We start from the raw sequence: 16,724 nt of genomic DNA on the forward strand, positions 1-16,724 counted from the left end.
CTATGCCACCGCCGTAGTCGCGGTGGTCTGGGCGTCTTCCCACCGTTCGATGTCGCGCCAGCGATAGCGGACGTCCCGCCCGACGCGGATGAAGCTCGGGCCGATCCCCAGGTACCGCCACTGCTCCAGTGTTCTGACAGGCTTCTGCAGGTGCTCGGCGACCTCGGCGGGGGTCGCGAGTGGGCGCGTATCGCGCATCCTGTGCTCCTCACGCTCAGGTTGTGTGCTGCGAGCACCGTAGCGTGAGCTATTGCGTTGTGTCCAGCAGGTAGCTATTGTGCTCGCGTGACACAACCTGAGTCATTGCACCGCCGGATCGCCGCCCGAGTGCGTGAGCTACGGGCGGCTCGTGGCTGGTCTGCCGCGCGCCTCGCTGAGGAGATGGCCGCGGCCGGCACCCGCTGGGATCGCTCGATCGTGGCCAACTTCGAGAACGGGCGCCGGGCGTACGTGACCGCTGAGGAACTGGTGGCACTGGCGGGCGTGCTGGGCACCTCGCCGCATCTGCTGCTCCTGGCCTCGGACGCGGATCCAGAGACGACGGCCGCCGTAATCGTTGATCAACTGTTGTCCGGCCCGTTCCACTTCGAGGTCAACCGCGACACCACGGGCGCGCTGAGCTGGGCCAAGAGCGGCGCGCAGCCAGCCCCGAAGCTCCCGGTGACGGATCCGGCGTTCGACGACGCGGTACGGGCGGCCGGCGATGGCGAGCGTTAACAAGGATCCGACGCGGAAGCGCACACCGTGGGTTGTCCGGTGGCGTGACGAGTCGAACACGCTGCGGAAGAAGGGCTTCGCCCGCAAGGTCGATGCCGACCGCTACCGGGCCGAGATCGAGCACTCGCTGAACATCGGTTCGTACGTCGACCCGGTCGCCGGCAAGGAGACCTTCCGCTCGTATGGTGAGAAGTGGCGCCTCGCCCAGCCGCACCGGCCGAATACGGTGATGCGCACGAAGTCGCAGTTGCACCGGCACGCGTACCCGGCGCTCGGTGACAAGCCGATGGCCGGCATCCGACAGAGCACGCTCCAGGCGTTCGTGACCGGCGTCGACCTCGCACCCTCCTCGGTACGGCCGCTCTGGGCCACCGTGCGCGCCATCTTCGGCGCGGCGCACCGCGACCGCATCATCGGCCAGGACCCGACGCTCGGCGTCAAGCTGCCGGAGCTGCCGCACAAGGAAGTAGTGCCGCTGCTGCTGGAGCAGGTTGACGCGCTCGTCACCGCGGTGGACCCGCGCTACCGGGCGCTGGTCGAGGTGGACGCCGGTACCGGCCTACGGCAGGGCGAGGCGTTCGGCCTGGAGGTGTCGCACGTCGACTTCTTGCGCAGGTCGGCGAAGGTGTGCCAGCAGGTCCAGCCTGCGGCCGGGGGCGGCGTCGTCGTGTGTGCGCCCAAGAATCAGTACAGCTATCGGACCATGCCGCTCGGGCAGGCCGTGATCGACCGACTCGCCGCGCACTTGAAGGAGTTCCCGGCGCGTGAGGTCGAGGTGCTCGATACAACCGCCGACCCGGCCGGCAAGCGAGCGGTGCGGCGGACGGCGCGCTTCATCTTCGCCGACGCGTCCGGGAACCCCTTGCACCGCAACGACTTCAACGAGACGATCTGGGGCCCGGCGCGTCGGGCCGCTGCTGCGGCGTTCCGGGCGTTGGCGAAGGCTGAGCGCGACGCCGACAAGGCGGCTGGGCTGCGGCAGCGCGCGGCCCAGCTCGGCGAGGTCGGCATGCACGACCTGCGGCACCTGTTCGCCTCGATGCTCATCGCGGGCGGGCTGAGCCCGAAGGCGGTGGCGAGGCTACTCGGTCACAAGGACGCGTCGGTGACGCTGCGGGTCTACTCGCACCTGTGGCCGGACGACGAGGACCGTGCCCGCCAGGCGGTGGACGCGGCATTTGGGCGCGATGTGCCCACCGTGCGCCCAAGCCTGGAGGCGGTGCGATGAATCCGCAGGTCAGAGCGGGTGCGCGTGCCCCTCCTGTTATTTGGCGTTGAAGTAGTTGGCGTCGGGGTGGTGGACGACGATCGCGTCGGTGGCTTGCTCGGGGACGAGCTGGAACTCCTCCGAGAGCTGGACCCCGATGCGGTCGGCGCCGAGCAGGTCGACCATCTTGGCGCGGTCTTCCAGGTCGGGGCAGGCGGGGTAGCCGAAGGCGTAGCGGCAGCCGCGGTAGTCGTTGCGCAACAGGCCGGCCAGGTCCCGCGGGTCGCTGTCGGCCACCGTGCCGCCGCCGGGGAGGGTGAACTCGCCGCGGACGCGCTTGTGCCAGTACTCGGCGAGGGCCTCGGTGAGCTGCACCGAGAGGCCGTGCACCTCCAGGTAGTCGCGGTATTCGTTGCGGGCGAACAGCTTCGCCGTGTACTCGCTGATCGGCTGGCCGACCGTGACCAGCTGGAGCGCGACCACGTCGAGCCCGTCGGCCCGGGGGCGGAAGAAGTCGGCGAGGCAGAGGCGGCGCTCCTGGCGCTGCCTCGGGAAGGTGAAGCGGGCCCGCTCGGCGTGCCCGTTCTCGTCGAGGACGACCAGGTCGTTGCCCTCCGAGTAGGCCGGGAAGTAGCCGTACACCACGGCGGCCTCAAGCACCTTGTCGGCGGTGAGGCGGTCGAGCCAGTAGCGCAGGCGGGGGCGGCCCTCGGTCTCGACCAGCTCCTCGTACGTGGGGCCGGAGCCGCCGCGGGAGCCGCGCAGGCCCCACTGCCCCAGGAACGTGGCCCGCTCGTCGAGCAGCGCCGCGTAGTCGGCCAGAGGGATGCCGCGGATGACGCGCGTGCCGAAGAAGGGCGGTGCGGGCACGTCGACGTCGGTGGCCACATCGGAGCGGACCGAGTCGTCGCTCAGCTCGGGCAGCGACTCGGCGACCTTGGTGCGCTGGCGTTCGCGGCGCTCGCGGCGGGCGGCCAGCGCGGCCTCGCGGGAGGGGTCGACGATCGGCGCCTCGCCCCGCTTGGCGGCCATCACCCGCTCCATGAGCGTCAGCCCCTCGAACGCGTCGCGGGCGTAGTGCACCTCGCCGGCGAACATCGAGCGGAGGTCGTCCTCGACGTACGCCCTCGTGAGCGCCGCGCCGCCGAGGAGGACGGGCCAGCGCTCGGCGACCCCGCGCGCGGCCATCTCCTGGAGGTTTTCCTTCATGATGACCGTGCTCTTGACCAGCAGGCCGGACATGCCGATGGCGTCGGCGCGGTGCTCCTCGGCGGCGTCGAGGATCGCGTTGATCGGCTGCTTGATACCGATGTTGACGACCTCGTACCCGTTGTTGGAGAGGATGATGTCGACGAGGTTCTTGCCGATGTCGTGCACGTCGCCGCGTACGGTGGCGAGCACGATGCGGCCCTTGCCCCCGTCGTCCGCCTTGTCCATGTGCGGCTCGAGGTAGGCGACCGCGGTCTTCATCACCTCGGCCGACTGGAGCACGAACGGCAACTGCATCTGGCCCGACCCGAACAGCTCGCCGACCACCTTCATGCCGTCGAGCAGGATGTCGTTGATGATCGCCAGCGCCGACATCGAGCGCAGTTGCTCGTCGAGGTCGGCCTCGAGCCCGTTGCGCTCGCCGTCGATGATCCGCCGCTTGAGGCGCTCGCCGATCGGGAGGGCGGCCAGCTCCTGCGCCCGGTTGGCGCGGGCGGAGGCCACGTCGACGCCCTCGAACAGCTCGATGAAGCGCTGGAGCGGGTCGTAACCCTCGCGCCGCCGGTCGTAGACCAGGTCGAGCGCGACGGTGCGCTGCTCCTCCGGGATCTTCGACATCGGCAGGATCTTGCTGGCGTGCACGATCGCGCTGGTGAGGCCCGCCTCGACGCACTCGTGCAGGAAGACCGAGTTGAGCACCTGACGGGCGGCGGCGTTGAGGCCGAAGGAGACGTTGGAGATCCCCAAGGTGAAGTTGACGCCCGGGTATCGCTCGGAGATCTGCCGGATCGCCTCGATTGTCTCGATGCCGTCGCGGCGGGTCTCCTCCTGACCCGTGGAGATCGGGAACGTGAGGCAGTCGACCAGGATGTCCGAGACCGGCAACCCCCACCGGCCGGTGAGGTCGTCGATGAGGCGGGAGGCGACCCGCACCTTCCACTCGGCGGTGCGCGCCTGCCCCTCCTCGTCGATGCAGAGGGCGACCACGCCGGCGCCGTGCTCCTGGACGATCGGCATCACCCGGGCGTACCGCGACTCGGGGCCGTCGCCGTCTTCGAAGTTGACGGAGTTGACCACGCAGCGGCCGCCGAGCATCTCCAGGCCCGCCTCGATCACGGCCGGCTCGGTGGAGTCGAGCATGATCGGGAGCGTCGAGGCGGTGGCGAAGCGGCCGGCCAGCTCGCGCATGTCCTGGGCGCCGTCGCGCCCCACGTAGTCGACGCAGAGGTCGAGCAGGTGCGAGCCGTCGCGGGCCTGACTCCGGGCGATCTCCACGCACGACTGGTAGTCGCCGGCCAGCATCGCCTCGCGGAACGCCTTCGACCCGTTGGCATTGGTGCGCTCCCCCACCATCAGCACGCTCGCGTCCTGCGCGAAAGGCACGTGGTGGTAGATCGAGGAGACGCCGGCCTCGATGGTCGGCCGCCGCGGCGCGGTGTGGGCTCCGGCGAGCCGCTCGGAGACCACGCGTACATGCTCGGGCGTCGTGCCGCAGCAGCCGCCGATCAGGGAGACGCCGTATTCGTTGACGAAGCGGTCAAGCGCCTCGGCCAACTCCTCGGGGGTGAGCGGGTAGTGGGCACCGTCGGCGGTCAGCTCGGGCAGGCCGGCGTTGGGCATCACCGAGAGCGGCACGCGCGCGTGCTGGGAGAGGTAGCGCAGGTGCTCGGTCATCTCGGCCGGGCCGGTGGCGCAGTTGAGGCCGATCAGGTCGATGCCGAGCGGCTCGAGCGCGGTGAGCGCCGCGCCGATCTCGCTGCCCAGCAGCATCGTGCCGGTGGTCTCCACCGTCACGTGGCAGATCAGCGGGACGGCCCGCCCGGCCTCGGCGGCCGCGCGGCGTACCCCGATGATCGCGGCCTTGGTCTGGAGGAGGTCCTGGCAGGTCTCGACGATGAGCGCGTCGGCACCGCCGGCGATGAGCCCGGCGGCGTTTTCCTGGTAGGCGTCGCGCAGCGAGGCGTAGGGCACGTGGCCGAGCGTCGGCAGCTTGGTGCCGGGGCCGATCGAGCCGAGCACGAAGCGCGGCCGCTCGGGCGTCGCGAACCGGTCGGCCGCCTCCCGCGCGATGCGCGCGCCCGCCTCCGAAAGCTCGAAGATCCGGTGGGGAATGTCGTACTCACCCAGGGCCGCGAGGTTGGCACCGAACGTGTTTGTCTCGACGCAGTCGGACCCGGCCGCGAAGTATGCCTCGTGCACGCTCCGCACCACGTCGGGGCGGGTCACGTTGAGCACCTCGTTACAGCCCTCGAGGCCCTGGAAGTCGTCGTCCACATCCAGGTCAGCGGCCTGTAGCATGGTGCCCATCGCCCCGTCGGCGATGAGGATGCGATCGGCTAGCGCGTCAAGCAGCGAGTTCGGCACGGTCCAAGGTTAGTGCCCTCGGCCGCGTCGCGCGTGCGGTGGTCGGGGCGCCTCTCGACCCGCCCGGCCCGGCCCGCTGTCGGGTCAGGTCAGGCCCAGGCACGTAGGCTGAGAGATGTGACCGAGTTTGACGGCCTGCCGACGCTGCGCTCCCCCGTGGCCATCGCCGCTTTCGAGGGGTGGAACGACGCCGCCGACGCGTCCACCGCGGCGGTCGAGCACCTCGAACAGGTGTGGGAAGCCAAGCAGATCGCGGCGCTCGATCCGGAGGACTTCTACGACTTCCAGGTGAGCCGCCCCACGATCACGATGGCGGAGGGCGAGACGCGGCGGATCGAGTGGCCGACCACCCGCTTCATGGTGGCCACCCCGCCCGGCACCGAGCGCAACGTCGTGCTGATCCGGGGCATCGAGCCGAGCATGCGGTGGCGCACCTTCTGCGAGCAGGTGCTGGAGCTGTGCCACAGCCTGGAGATCAACCGGGTCGTGCTGCTGGGCGCGCTGCTGGCCGACGTGCCGTACACCCGCCCCCTGCCGATCAGCGGCAGCGCCTCCGACAAGGACGCGGCCGAGCGCTACCGCCTCACCCCCACCCGCTACGACGGTCCCACCGGCATCGTGGGGGTCCTCCAGGACGCGTGTACGCGCGCCGAGGTCGACGCGCTCTCCTTCTGGGTCCACGTGCCGCACTACGCCAACAACCCGCCCTGCCCCAAGGCGACCCAGGCGCTGCTGCACCGCGTCGAGGACGTGCTCGACCTGCCGGTGCCGATGGCCGACCTGGCCGAGGAGGCCGCCGAGTGGGAGCAGCGCGTGCGGGCGGCGGCCGAGCAGGACGCCGAGCTGGGCGAGTACGTGCGCGAGCTCGAGGAGCGGGTCGGCGACGCCGGCATCCAGCCGCTGACCGGTGACGAGATCGCCCAGGAGTTCGAGAAGTACCTGCGGCGGCGGGGCGGGTCGGCGGGTCCGACCGCGGGTTCCTGGTAGCCGCTTTCCAGTCCGTGTGGTGTGTCGTGTGTGGCGCGTCACACTCCTCTGGGGCATCCTAGGAACCTATGAGCATCAACCCCGGCGCCGCCGAGTTCCCCCACCGCCAGATCGCCGCCCAACTGCGGGAACGCATCCGGCGGGGCGACTGGGCCCCCGGCGAGCGGCTGCCGAGCATCCCGGCGATCGCGGAGATGTTCGGGGTGGCGAAGCAGACCGTCCAGCGCACGGTCGACCAGCTCAGGGTCGAAGGGCTGCTGATCACCAAGCCGGGCTCCGGCACGTACGTCCGGGGTACCCGCCGCCGCCTCAACCGCCTCTCCCGCGGCCGGTACGGCGCCCACCGCGGCTACCACGCCGACCTCGCCGCCCGCTACCGCCAGCACCTCCACGAGGTGGGACGCGCGCCCGCGCCGCCCGAGGTGGCCGACGCGTTCGGCGTCCGGGACGGCACCGAGCTGGTGGTGCGCCGGCACGTCGTGCGCACCGAGGACGTACCGGTCGAGGTGGGCGCCTCGTGGTTTCGCGTGGACGACGCGGCCGGCACCGGCCTGGAGCGGCGCGAGGCGTTCGGGCGGCCGCTGTACCAGGAGGTCGAGGAGGTCACCGGGCGGCGGTACGCGTCGGCGACCGACACGATCAGCGCCCGCCAGCCCAGCCGCGAGGAGGCGGAGATCCTCCAGATCCGGCCGGACACGCCGGTGCTGCACCTGCTGCACGTGGCCTACGACGAGAAGCACAAGCCGATCGAGGTGGCCCAGGCGACGTGGCCCGGGCCGATGACGACGCTGACCGAGGAGTACAAGATCCCCGCGCCGGTGCCGGACCCCGACCCGGATCCCGGCCTGGCCCTCGGCTAGGCCCGGACGTCGCGGGCACAGCTAGAGACCAAGAGGGTCGATCCGTGCGTGGCGAAGGGTGACCCTATGGAGCCTGTTGCAAAATCGTCAGATTCGCGCGAACTGAGGGTCCCTTGAACCAGATCGTCTAGAGCCTCACGCCGAGGAGGGCGTCGACCGACGCGGCCATCAGCGCCGGGGCCTCGGTGTCGTCGCCGGCGCCGCCCAGCGCGCGGTCGGACCACTCGTCGACGAGCGCGAGCGCGCCGGGAGTGTCGAGGTCGTCGGCGACCCTGGCGCGTAGCCCGGCGAGGAGGTCGGCCCCCGACGGCCCGGTGCCGGCCGTGGCGGCCGCGCGCCACCGGGCCAGCCGCTGCTCCGCGGTCTTGAGCAGCTCGTCGGTCCACTGGCGGTCGGCCCGGTAGTGGTCGGCCAGGAGCGCGAGGCGCAGCGCCATCTGGTCGACCCGGTCGGCCCGCAACCGGGACACGAAGACCAGGTTGCCCTGGGACTTGGACATCTTGTCGCCGTCGAGGCCGATCATGCCCGCGTGTACGTAGTGGCGGGCGAACGGCGCCGCACCCGTCAGCGCCTCGGCGTGCGCGGCGGAGCACTCGTGGTGCGGGAAGAGGAGGTCGTTGCCGCCGCCCTGTACGTCGATGGTGTCGCCGAGCAGGTCGAGCGCGATCGAGGCGCACTCGATGTGCCAGCCCGGCCGCCCCGGACCGAACGACCCGCCCGGCCACGCCGGCTCACCCTCGCGGGCGCCCCGCCACAGCAGCGGGTCGAGCGGGTCGCGCTTGCCCGCGCGCTCGGGGTCGCCGCCCCGCTCGGCGAAGAAGGCGAGCATCTGCTCGCGGGAGAGGTTGGACTCGTAGCCGAACGCGGGCGCGGCGGCGACGTGGAAGTAGACGTCGCCGGTGCCGTCGTCGAGGCGGTACGCGGCGCCGCGGTCGACCAGCGCCGCCACCTTCTCCACGATCGCCGGGATCGACTCGACCGCGCCCACGTAGTGCGCCGGCGGGATCATCCGCAGCGCCTCCATGTCTTCGCGGAACAGCGCCGTCTCGCGCATGGCGAGCACGATCCAGTCCTCCCCGTCGCGCTCGGCGCGTTCGAGGAGGGGGTCGTCGATGTCGGTGACGTTCTGGATGTACGTGACGGAGTGGCCGGCGTCCCGCCACGCCCGCTGCACCAGGTCGAACGTGATCATGGTGGCGGCGTGGCCGAGGTGGGTCGCGTCGTACGGCGTGATGCCGCACACATAGATGGTGCGCTCGCCGGACGGGCCGCCGGTGGGGTGCACGGCACGCCGCGCCGAGTCGAACAACGCGAGCGGCTGGCCGCTTCCCGGCAGCCGCGGCACCTCGTGGCCGGTCCAAGATTCCATGTCGGTCAGCCTATCCAGCCGGGGTGGGCCCGCCGGTCGCGGTCGCCGCGGCTGGGGCGGTTCGGCTCGGATGTTTCGGCCCGGCCGGGTGAGGGCGATCGGCTCTTCGGATCTTGCGCTGGTGAGGCGAAGCCGCCGACGTGCCGAGGCGCATAAGAAGCGGCGCCGGCGTGCGGTCAGATCGGGGGCCAGGGCACCGCGGGCCAGTCGTCCGACGGGCCGGGGAAGCGGCCGGCCGCGAGGAGCAGGCCCACGCGCTCGCGGGTGCGGGCCACCTCGGCGGTCGTCAGGTGGACGGCCAACTGCTCGCCCAGCGGGCCGTCGAGCGCGGGCAGGAGGCGCTCCAGCACCTCGACGGCGTCGTCGGGCAGGCGCTCGCGGGTCCAGCCCCACAGGACGGTGCGCAGCTTGTCGTCGACGTTGAAGCTCACCCCGTGGTCGACGCCGAAGACCTGGCCGCCCGGGCCGACCAGGACGTGGCCGCCCTTGCGGTCGCCGTTGTTGATGACCGCGTCGAGGACGGCCATGCGGGCCAGGCGGGGATCGTCGGCGTGGGCCAGGGCGTACGCGTTGCCCTCCTCGTCGCGCGCGGAGGCGATGCGGAACCAGCCGACGGGCAGCTCGTACACCGGCACGAAGCCGACCAGCGACTCGCCGTCTTCGGGCTGGTCGATCCAGAGCTGGCAGGCGCCGGGACCGAGCGGGCCGTCGCGCAGGACGGTGGGCGGGACGAGGCGCCAGCCGGTCGCGCGGGACACCAGGTAGGCGGAGACCTCTCGCCCGGCGAGCGTGCCGTCGGGGAAGTCCCACAGCGGGCGCTCTCCCCGCACCGGCTTGTACACGCAGCGGGCCGTCACGCCGTCGAGGGTGAGGAAGCCCCGCAGCGTGGTGTTGGAGGCGTCGACCAGCCGCCCCTCCAGCTCGAACTCCCCGTGCCGCAGCAGCCGGAGCGCGTCTCCCTCGTCGAGCACCGGCTGCACGTCGAGCCTCGTCACGGGGCAGGCCGCGGGACGATCAACCTGACCACGGGACGCTACCGGTGGTAGCCGTTGTGGCGGGGGCAGAGGTGGCCGCGCGGGTCGAGGGGCTGGCCGCACAGCGGGCAGGGCGGCCGCCCGGCGGCGAGCACGCGGCGGGCGCGGTCGATGAAGGCGCGGGCCGCCGCCGGTGTGAGGCGCACGCGCAGGCGGTCGAGGTCGTCGTCGGGCTCCTCGTCCTCGTCGTCCTCGGTCAGCTCGGCCTCGCCGCCCAACTCGACCTCGACCTCCGCCTCGCCGGCCGCGATCGCCTCGATGACCACGGTGGCGGTGTCGACGTCGTAGGCGAGCCCCAGCGTGCCCACCCGGAACTCCTCGTCCACCGGCGTGTCGAGCGGCTCGTTGTCGGAGAGGGCCGTGGGCGCCTCGGGCAGCTCGGCGCCGAACCGGCGGTGCGCCTCGGCGAGCAACTCCTCCAGCTTTTCGGCCAGCAACGACATCTGCACCTTCTCCAGGGCGACGCTGACCAACCGGCCACCGCCGCGGGCCTGGAGGAAGAACGTCCGCTCCCCCGGCGGACCCACGGTCCCAGCGACGAACCGCTCCGGCGGCTCGAATGCGTGCACCTGGTGGGTCATGCCTAAGACCCTATCCGTCCGGCGGCTCGCGTGTGCAGTGCGTTCAGGCACGCCGCCACCGCGCGCCCTCGCCGGGCGAGGAGATCAACCGGCACGGCCGCCCACGACCGCGTCGGAGTCGGCCGGGCGGGTGCGCCGGGGGCGCCGCCGCTTCGGTGGGACCGGCGCGGTGATCTCACCGCCGGTGTCGTTCAGGCGGAGCAGGAAGGGCCGCGTCGGGGTGTAGCTGATCGCGGTCAGCGAGGCCGGGTCGGCCACGATGCGCTGGAAGAGATCCAGGTGTACGCCGAGCGCGTCGGCCACGATCGCCTTGATCACGTCACCGTGCGTGCAGGCGAGCCACACCGCCTCCGGGCCGTGCTCGGCGGTGACCCGCGCGTCCCACCGGCGCACCGCCTCGACCGCCCGCGCCGCCATCGCGGCCATCGCCTCGCCGCCCGGGAAGACCACCGCGCTCGGATGCTGCTGCACCACCGGCCACAGTGGATCCTTCGCGAGCTTCTTGAGCGGCTGGCCCTCCCACTCGCCGTACCCGCACTCGGTCAAGCCCTCCTCGACCGCCACCTCCGCCGCGGGCAGCGCGAGGTCGAGTGTCTGCCGGCAGCGGATGAGCGGGCTGCTGACGACAGCGGCGAGCGGCAGCGGGCGCAGTCGCTCGCCCACGGCGGCGGCCTGCGCCCGCCCGGTCTCGTCGAGCTCCACCGGACGGCGGCCGGCGAGCCCGCCGTCCGCGTTCGCCGTCGTGCGCCCGTGGCGCAGCAGCAGCACAGTAGCCACGATCACCAACCCTACGACGGCCGCGCGCGCCAACGCGGCTACGTCGCGGAGATGACACCGCCGGCGAGCAGGCAGAGCACCAGGCTGCCGAGCGCGACCCGGTACAGGACGAAGGCGTACAGACTGTGATGCGCGACATACCGCAGGAGCCAGGCGATCGACGCGTACCCCAGCCCGAACGCGATCAGCGTCGCCACCACCATCTGCGGCACCGACGGGGTGAGCCCCTCGCCGCTGGTGTCGAAGACGTCCGGGATCGAGAACAGGCCGGACATCACGACGGCCGGGATGGCGAGCAGGAACGAGTACCGGGTCGCGGTCTCGCGGGTGAGGTTGAGCAGCAGGCCGGCGGTGACCACGCCGCCCGAGCGGGAGACGCCGGGCACGAGCGCCATCGCCTGCGCGAGGCCCATCACGACGCCGTCCTTCAACGTGAACTGCTCGATGGTGCGCACCTTCCGCCCCCAGAACTCGGCGAACGCGAGGACCAGGGCGAACACGATGAGCATGGTGGCGACGAGCCACAGGTTGCGGGCGGCGGAGCGGATCTGGTCCTTGAAGAGGAAGCCGATCGCGCCGATCGGGATGGAGCCGATGATCACGTACCAGGCCATGCGGTAGTCCAGTGTGGACCGCACCGACCGATCCCACAGCCCCACGATCCAGGTCTTCGACAGCCGGAAGATGTCCTTGGCGAAGTAGATCAGCACGGCCGCCTCGGTGCCGAGCTGGGTCACCGCGGTGAACGACGCGCCCGCGTCCTCGTCGAAGAAGAGCGCCGACGTGATCCGCATGTGCGCCGACGAGCTGACCGGCAGGAACTCGGTGAGCCCCTGCACGATCCCCAGGACGATCGCCTCGATCCAGGTCACGCCCCGACCCCCGACAGCTCGTGCGCCTCCGCGAGGGTACGCAGCGTCTGGATGCCGTGCTCGGCGTCACCCGCGAAGAGCGAGACGGAGAGGGTGGTCACGCCCGCCTCGGCGTACGCCACCAGCTTCTCCGCGATCCGCTCCTTCGGCCCGAGCAGCGAGGTGCGGTCGATGAACTCCAGCGGTACGGCCGCCGCCGCGTCCCGGTGCCGCTTGGCGAGGTAGAGGTCCTGCACCTCGCGCGCCTCGTCGGCGTACCCCATGCGGACCGCGAGCTGGTTGTAGTAGTTGGTCTCGCGGCTGCCCATGCCGCCCACGTAGAGGGCGGCGTACCAGCGGACCAGCTCGGCGCAGGAGGCGACGTCGTCACCGACCACCGCGGGCACGGTCGGCACCACGTCGAAGCCCTCCAGCCCCAGCCCGGCCCGGGCCCGCCCGGCGGCGACCGTGGCGAGCTGGTCGGCGGCCGTGTCCGGGGAGAAGAAGATGGCCAGCCAGCCGTCCGCGATCTCGCCGGCCAGCTCGAGGTTCTTCGGGCCGACCGCGGCGAGGTAGATCGGGATGCGCTCCCGTGGCGAATGGAAGCCCAGTTTGAGCGCCTTGCCGGGACCGTCGGGCAGGGGCAGCGTGTAGTGCGCGCCTTCGTACGCGACGGTCTTGCGGGCGATCGCCAGCTTGACGATCTCGACGTACTCCCTGGTGCGGCCCAGCGGCTTGGCGAAGCGGACCCCGTGCCACCCCTCGGAGACCTGCGGCCCGGACACGCCGAGGCCGAGCCGGAAGCGGCCGCCGGAGAGGCTGTCGATCGTGGCGGCGGTCATGGCGGTGGCGGCCGGGGTGCGGGCGGGGATCTGCATGACCGCGCTGCCCACGTCGATCGTGGTGGTCTGCCCGGCGATCCAGGCCAGCGTGCTGGGTGAGTCGGAGCCGTACGCCTCCGCCGCCCACACCACCGCGTACCCGAGCCGCTCCGCCTCCTGCGCCATCGCCAGGTGGTCGGCCGGCGTCGTCCACGCCGTCTGGTACCCGAGAGTCAGTCCTAACCGCACATCTCCCCCAACACAGGCCCCAAGTCGAGTCGCACCAGGGTACGCAATAGGGGACGACCACTGGACAGGGACACGGGACTGAATAAGGTGCACCCATGCAACAGCGACCGCTCGGGCGCAGCGGGCTGGCGGTATCCCGGCTCGCGCTCGGCACCATGACCTGGGGCCGGGACACCGACGCCGACGACGCGGCCGCGCAGCTCAAGAGCTTCCTCGACGCCGGGGGCAACCTCGTCGACACCGCCGACGTGTACGCGGACGGCGAGGCCGAGGCGGTGATCGGCGCCCTGCTCGGCACGCTGGTGCCCCGCGAGGAGGTGCTGATCGCCACCAAGGCGGGCCTGCGCCCGGGTACGTCCCGCCGCCGCGACGGCTCCCGGTCCCACCTGCTGGGCAGCCTCGACGCCTCGCTGCGCCGGCTCGGCACCGACCACGTCGACCTGTGGCAGGTGCACGGATACGACACCGAGACGCCGATCGAGGAGACGCTGACCGCCCTCGACCACGCGGTGGTCAGCGGCCGCGTGCGGTACGTCGGCGTCTCCAACTTCTCCGCCTGGCAGACCGCCCGCGCCGCGACCTGGCAGGCCGCGTTTCCCGGCCGGGCGCCGATCGTGGCGACCCAGATGGAGTACTCGCTGCTGGAGCGGGGCGTCGAACGCGAGGTCGTGCCCGCCGCCACCGCGCTCGGGCTGGGCCTGCTCCCCTGGTCGCCGCTGGGGCGGGGCGTGCTCACCGGCAAGTACCGCAACGGCCGCCCGGCCGACTCGCGGGCCGCGTCGCCGCACTTCGAGCCCTTCGTCGCGCCGTACCTGGAGCCGCGCTGCTCCAGCATCGTCCAGGCGGTGGTCACGGCCGCGGGCGGGCTCGGCGTGTCGCCGCTCGAGGTCGCGCTGGCCTGGGTCCGCGACCGGCCCGGCGTGGTCGCCCCCATCCTCGGCGCCCGTACGGTCGGGCAACTCCTCGGCGCGCTCACGGTGGAGGAGATGACGCTTCCGGCGGAGATTACCCAGGCACTGGATGATGTGTCCGCAATTCCACTGGGTTATCCCGAGCGCGAAGGCTAGCGATAGCCGATCCGCGTGTGCAGGATGGGTCGCATGGACTACGAATACGCGCCGCTGCGGTTACCACCGAATGTCGACCGGCTCGCGGCAGCGGCGCAACTGGCGATCCAGGCCGAGTTCTCCGGCTGGGAGCTCGCGCGCGTACAACTCTTCCGCGACGGCACCCGCAAGGTCATGCTCCGCCGCCGGGTGGCCAGCCAGCCGCAGCCCGGCCTCTCCTACTGACCCACCAGAGCCAAGCCACCAGCACCGCGTACGCCGGTGCTCCAGACGAACGCGGTCGCGAGCGCCCCCGCCCGACCGCCACGGCGTCCGCCACGCGCCCGAGCCCGCTCGCCAGTCGAGCGGTGAGCGACCGGCAGCCCAGACCGAGGACGCGCCGGCCCCTCGCGGATCGTGCGACGCGGAGGGTGCGGCCGCGGGAGCGGCGGTCCGGACCACGACGGGCGTCGCGGTAGCCCGGATCTCTCAAGAAATGCCAGCGACGCCGCACCCCCGGTCGAGGGATGCGGCGCCGGGGGCGGGGTCAGGACGAGGCTTCGACCTCGTCGTCGAGCGGCATGAACGGATGCTCGTCGAGGCGGCCGACCAAGCGGTCTTCCGGGCCGGGCGCGAAGGGGCCGGAGGCGTCCTCCTCGCCGAACGCCTCCAGGTCGAGCGGCGTGTCGACCTCGGAGACCATCACGACGCCGTCGAGCGGCTCCAGCTCGGGGATGTCGAGCGCTCCCAGCGAGCCGTCGCCGGCCTGGAGCAGCTCCAGCACCGCCTCGCCGACGGTCTCGACCGGCTCGGCCTCCTCCTCGTCCTCGGGCAGGCCGGAGCGGCGGGCCGCCTCGGCGACCCGGAGCAGCGCGGCCACGCTCGGCACGCGGTAGTCGCGGCGCTGCCGTACGGAGACGACGTGGGAGTGCGCGTCTTCGGGCTCGGTGCCGTCGACACCGCCCAGGCCGACGCCGAACCGCTCGTCGGCCTCGTCCGGGTCGATCGACTCGACATCCCAGGGCGTGACCTCGCCGAACGCGTCGAGCAGCAGCTCGTCGTACTCGTACGAGGCGTTGTTGAGGGTGACGTACGCCTGCCAGACGTCGTCGTCGTCGATGCGGCCCTCGGCGGCCTTGACGGCGGCGAGGTGGCCGCGCGCGGCTTCGATCACCCGCTCGAGAGCGGCGTCCAGCTCCGCGTGCTGGTCGGTCATGGTGAGGAGGGTCCCTTCAGCGGGGTCAGTCAGGAGTTGCGCAGGAAACGGTCGAGTACACGCACGCCGAACTGTAGTCCCTCGACCGGGACGCGCTCGTCAATGCCATGGAAGAGTGCGGAAAAGTTCAGGTCGGGCGGGAGCCGCAGCGGCGCGAAGCCGAAGCAGCGGATGCCGAGCCGCTGGAACGCCTTGGCGTCGGTGCCGCCGGAGAGCATGTACGGCACCGGCCGCGCGCCCGGGTCCTCGGCCCGCAGCGCGGCGGACATCGCGTCGACCAGCGCCCCGTCGAAGGTGGTCTCCACCGCCGGCTGGCGCTGCACGTGCTCGATCGTAAGGTCCGGGCCGATCACCTCGCGGAGCTGCTCGAGGAAGAGGTCGGCCTGGCCGGGCAGCGTGCGGCAGTCGATGGTCGCCGAGGCGCGGCTGGGGATCACGTTGTCCTTGTAGCCGGCGTCGAGGCGGGTCGGGTTGGCGGTGTTGCGCACGGTGGCGCCGATGAGGCTGGCGATCGGGCCGAGCTTGGCGATCGCGGTCTCCGGGTCGTCCGGGTCGAGCTCGATCCCCAGCGCGTCGGAGAGCTCCTCCAGGAAGGCCCGCACGGTCGGCGTGACCACGACCGGGAAGCGGTGCCGACCGACCCGCGCGACCGCCTCGGCGAGCGCGGTGACCGCGTTGTCGTCGTGCACCATCGAGCCGTGGCCGGGGCGCCCACGGGCGTGCAGCCGCAGCCAGTTGATCCCCTTCTCGGCGGTCTCGACCAGGTAGAGGCGCAGGTCCTTGCTCACGGTGTACGAGAAGCCGCCCACCTCGCCGATCGCCTCGGTGCAGCCGTCGAGCAGCTCGCGGTGCTTCTCGACGAGGAAGTGCGCGCCGTACGTCCCGCCGGCCTCCTCGTCGGCGGTGAAGGCGAGCACGATGTCGCGCGGCGGGCGCACGCCGGTGCGGCGCCACTCGCGCACGACGGCGAGGACCATCGCGTCGAAGTCCTTCATGTCGATCGCGCCGCGCCCCCACAGGAAGCCGTCGCGGATCTCGCCGCCGAACGGGTGCGCCGTCCACTCGTCGGGCTGGGCCGGCACCACGTCGAGGTGGCCGTGCACCAGCAGCGCGTCGCGGCCGGGGTCGGTGCCCTCGATGCGGGCCACCAGGCTGGCCCGACCCGGCGCCGACTCGTAGATCTCGGAGGCGATGCCGACCTCGGCGAGCTGCCGCGCCACGTACTCGGCGGCGACCCGCTCGCCCGCGCTCGTGTCGTTGTCGCCGGTGTTGGTCGTGTCGATCCGCAGGAGGTCGCGACAGATGTCGACGACCTCGTCGACCCCGCGCAATGTCGCCGACGCTCGGTCGCTGGTGGTTAGCTCGCTGGGCTCCCTCATGCGCCCTTCATACCAGGGACGGACGCGATCCCCGGCCCCGCCACGAGGGCGGAGCCG

At 72.0% G+C, this 16,724-nt stretch carries 16 protein-coding genes; 6 read left to right on the top strand and 10 right to left on the bottom strand.

What is annotated here, in order from left to right:
- The gene (locus ACFFIA_RS09160) at positions 1–198 is read right to left on the bottom strand and encodes a helix-turn-helix domain-containing protein (protein WP_377248516.1); all 198 of its coding nucleotides are present in this window, start codon (positions 196–198) and stop codon (positions 1–3) included.
- A gap of 87 nt (positions 199–285) precedes the next feature.
- Here ACFFIA_RS09160 and ACFFIA_RS09165 point away from each other — a divergent pair, with 87 nt between their 5' ends.
- Positions 286–717, top strand: coding sequence for a helix-turn-helix domain-containing protein (locus tag ACFFIA_RS09165; protein WP_377248519.1), 432 nt, complete (start codon positions 286–288; stop codon positions 715–717).
- Positions 704–1,945, top strand: coding sequence for a tyrosine-type recombinase/integrase (locus tag ACFFIA_RS09170; RefSeq protein ID WP_377248522.1), 1,242 nt, complete (start codon positions 704–706; stop codon positions 1,943–1,945). Before ACFFIA_RS09165 ends, ACFFIA_RS09170 begins: the two co-directional genes overlap by 14 nt.
- Before the next feature lie 36 nt (positions 1,946–1,981).
- On the opposite strand, the gene metH is transcribed toward ACFFIA_RS09170, so the two are convergent.
- A complete protein-coding gene (gene metH, locus ACFFIA_RS09175; RefSeq protein WP_377248612.1) occupies positions 1,982–5,485 on the bottom strand; it encodes a methionine synthase in 3,504 nt (1,167 codons plus the stop codon).
- Between the two features lie 129 nt (positions 5,486–5,614).
- On the opposite strand from metH, the gene ACFFIA_RS09180 reads away from it, so the two are divergent.
- Together ACFFIA_RS09180 and ACFFIA_RS09185 are read left to right on the top strand one after the other, a co-directional pair.
- The gene (locus tag ACFFIA_RS09180; RefSeq protein WP_377248525.1) at positions 5,615–6,484 is read left to right on the top strand and encodes a PAC2 family protein; all 870 of its coding nucleotides are present in this window, start codon (positions 5,615–5,617) and stop codon (positions 6,482–6,484) included.
- A gap of 68 nt (positions 6,485–6,552) precedes the next feature.
- Entirely contained in the window at positions 6,553–7,344 is a 792-nt protein-coding gene (locus ACFFIA_RS09185; protein ID WP_377248528.1) for a GntR family transcriptional regulator, read from the top strand.
- A gap of 127 nt (positions 7,345–7,471) precedes the next feature.
- Here ACFFIA_RS09185 and mshC read toward each other — a convergent pair whose 3' ends face one another.
- From mshC to ACFFIA_RS09215, 6 genes are all read right to left on the bottom strand, one after another.
- Positions 7,472–8,713 carry a cysteine--1-D-myo-inosityl 2-amino-2-deoxy-alpha-D-glucopyranoside ligase gene (mshC, locus tag ACFFIA_RS09190; RefSeq protein WP_377248531.1) on the bottom strand — a complete coding sequence of 414 codons (1,242 nt, stop codon included), beginning with the start codon at positions 8,711–8,713 and terminating at the stop codon, positions 7,472–7,474.
- Between the two features lie 176 nt (positions 8,714–8,889).
- A complete protein-coding gene (locus tag ACFFIA_RS09195; RefSeq protein ID WP_377248533.1) occupies positions 8,890–9,708 on the bottom strand; it encodes an Rv2133c family protein in 819 nt (272 codons plus the stop codon).
- 38 nt (positions 9,709–9,746) lie between these two features.
- The gene (locus ACFFIA_RS09200) at positions 9,747–10,328 is read right to left on the bottom strand and encodes an Rv2134c family protein (protein WP_377248535.1); all 582 of its coding nucleotides are present in this window, start codon (positions 10,326–10,328) and stop codon (positions 9,747–9,749) included.
- An 84-nt stretch (positions 10,329–10,412) separates the two neighbouring features.
- A complete protein-coding gene (locus tag ACFFIA_RS09205) occupies positions 10,413–11,114 on the bottom strand; it encodes an Rv2135c family putative phosphatase (protein ID WP_377248537.1) in 702 nt (233 codons plus the stop codon).
- A 29-nt stretch (positions 11,115–11,143) separates the two neighbouring features.
- A complete protein-coding gene (locus ACFFIA_RS09210; RefSeq protein WP_377248539.1) occupies positions 11,144–11,977 on the bottom strand; it encodes an undecaprenyl-diphosphate phosphatase in 834 nt (277 codons plus the stop codon).
- The gene (locus tag ACFFIA_RS09215; RefSeq protein WP_377248541.1) at positions 11,974–13,026 is read right to left on the bottom strand and encodes an LLM class F420-dependent oxidoreductase; all 1,053 of its coding nucleotides are present in this window, start codon (positions 13,024–13,026) and stop codon (positions 11,974–11,976) included. Before ACFFIA_RS09215 ends, ACFFIA_RS09210 begins: the two co-directional genes overlap by 4 nt.
- A gap of 95 nt (positions 13,027–13,121) precedes the next feature.
- On the opposite strand from ACFFIA_RS09215, the gene ACFFIA_RS09220 reads away from it, so the two are divergent.
- Together ACFFIA_RS09220 and ACFFIA_RS09225 are read left to right on the top strand one after the other, a co-directional pair.
- Positions 13,122–14,093, top strand: a complete 972-nt coding sequence (locus ACFFIA_RS09220; RefSeq protein ID WP_377248543.1) for an aldo/keto reductase — start codon at positions 13,122–13,124, stop codon at positions 14,091–14,093.
- 33 nt (positions 14,094–14,126) lie between these two features.
- Positions 14,127–14,318 carry a DUF5703 family protein gene (locus ACFFIA_RS09225; protein ID WP_377248546.1) on the top strand — a complete coding sequence of 64 codons (192 nt, stop codon included), beginning with the start codon at positions 14,127–14,129 and terminating at the stop codon, positions 14,316–14,318.
- Between the two features lie 301 nt (positions 14,319–14,619).
- Here the strand turns inward: ACFFIA_RS09225 and ACFFIA_RS09230 are convergent, their stop codons facing one another.
- Both ACFFIA_RS09230 and ACFFIA_RS09235 read right to left on the bottom strand, forming a co-directional pair.
- On the bottom strand, positions 14,620–15,288 hold the full coding sequence (locus tag ACFFIA_RS09230; RefSeq protein WP_377248548.1) for a hypothetical protein: 669 nt from the start codon (positions 15,286–15,288) through the stop codon (positions 14,620–14,622).
- Positions 15,289–15,317: 29 nt separating this feature from the next.
- Complete coding sequence (locus ACFFIA_RS09235) at positions 15,318–16,667, bottom strand: M20/M25/M40 family metallo-hydrolase (protein WP_377248550.1); 1,350 nt, start codon at positions 16,665–16,667, stop codon at positions 15,318–15,320.
- Between the last annotated feature and the right edge of the window lie 57 nt (positions 16,668–16,724).

Origin of the sequence: Phytohabitans kaempferiae (assembly GCF_042433955.1) — a bacterium.
Classification (GTDB): Bacteria; Actinomycetota; Actinomycetes; order Mycobacteriales; family Micromonosporaceae; genus Phytohabitans; species Phytohabitans kaempferiae.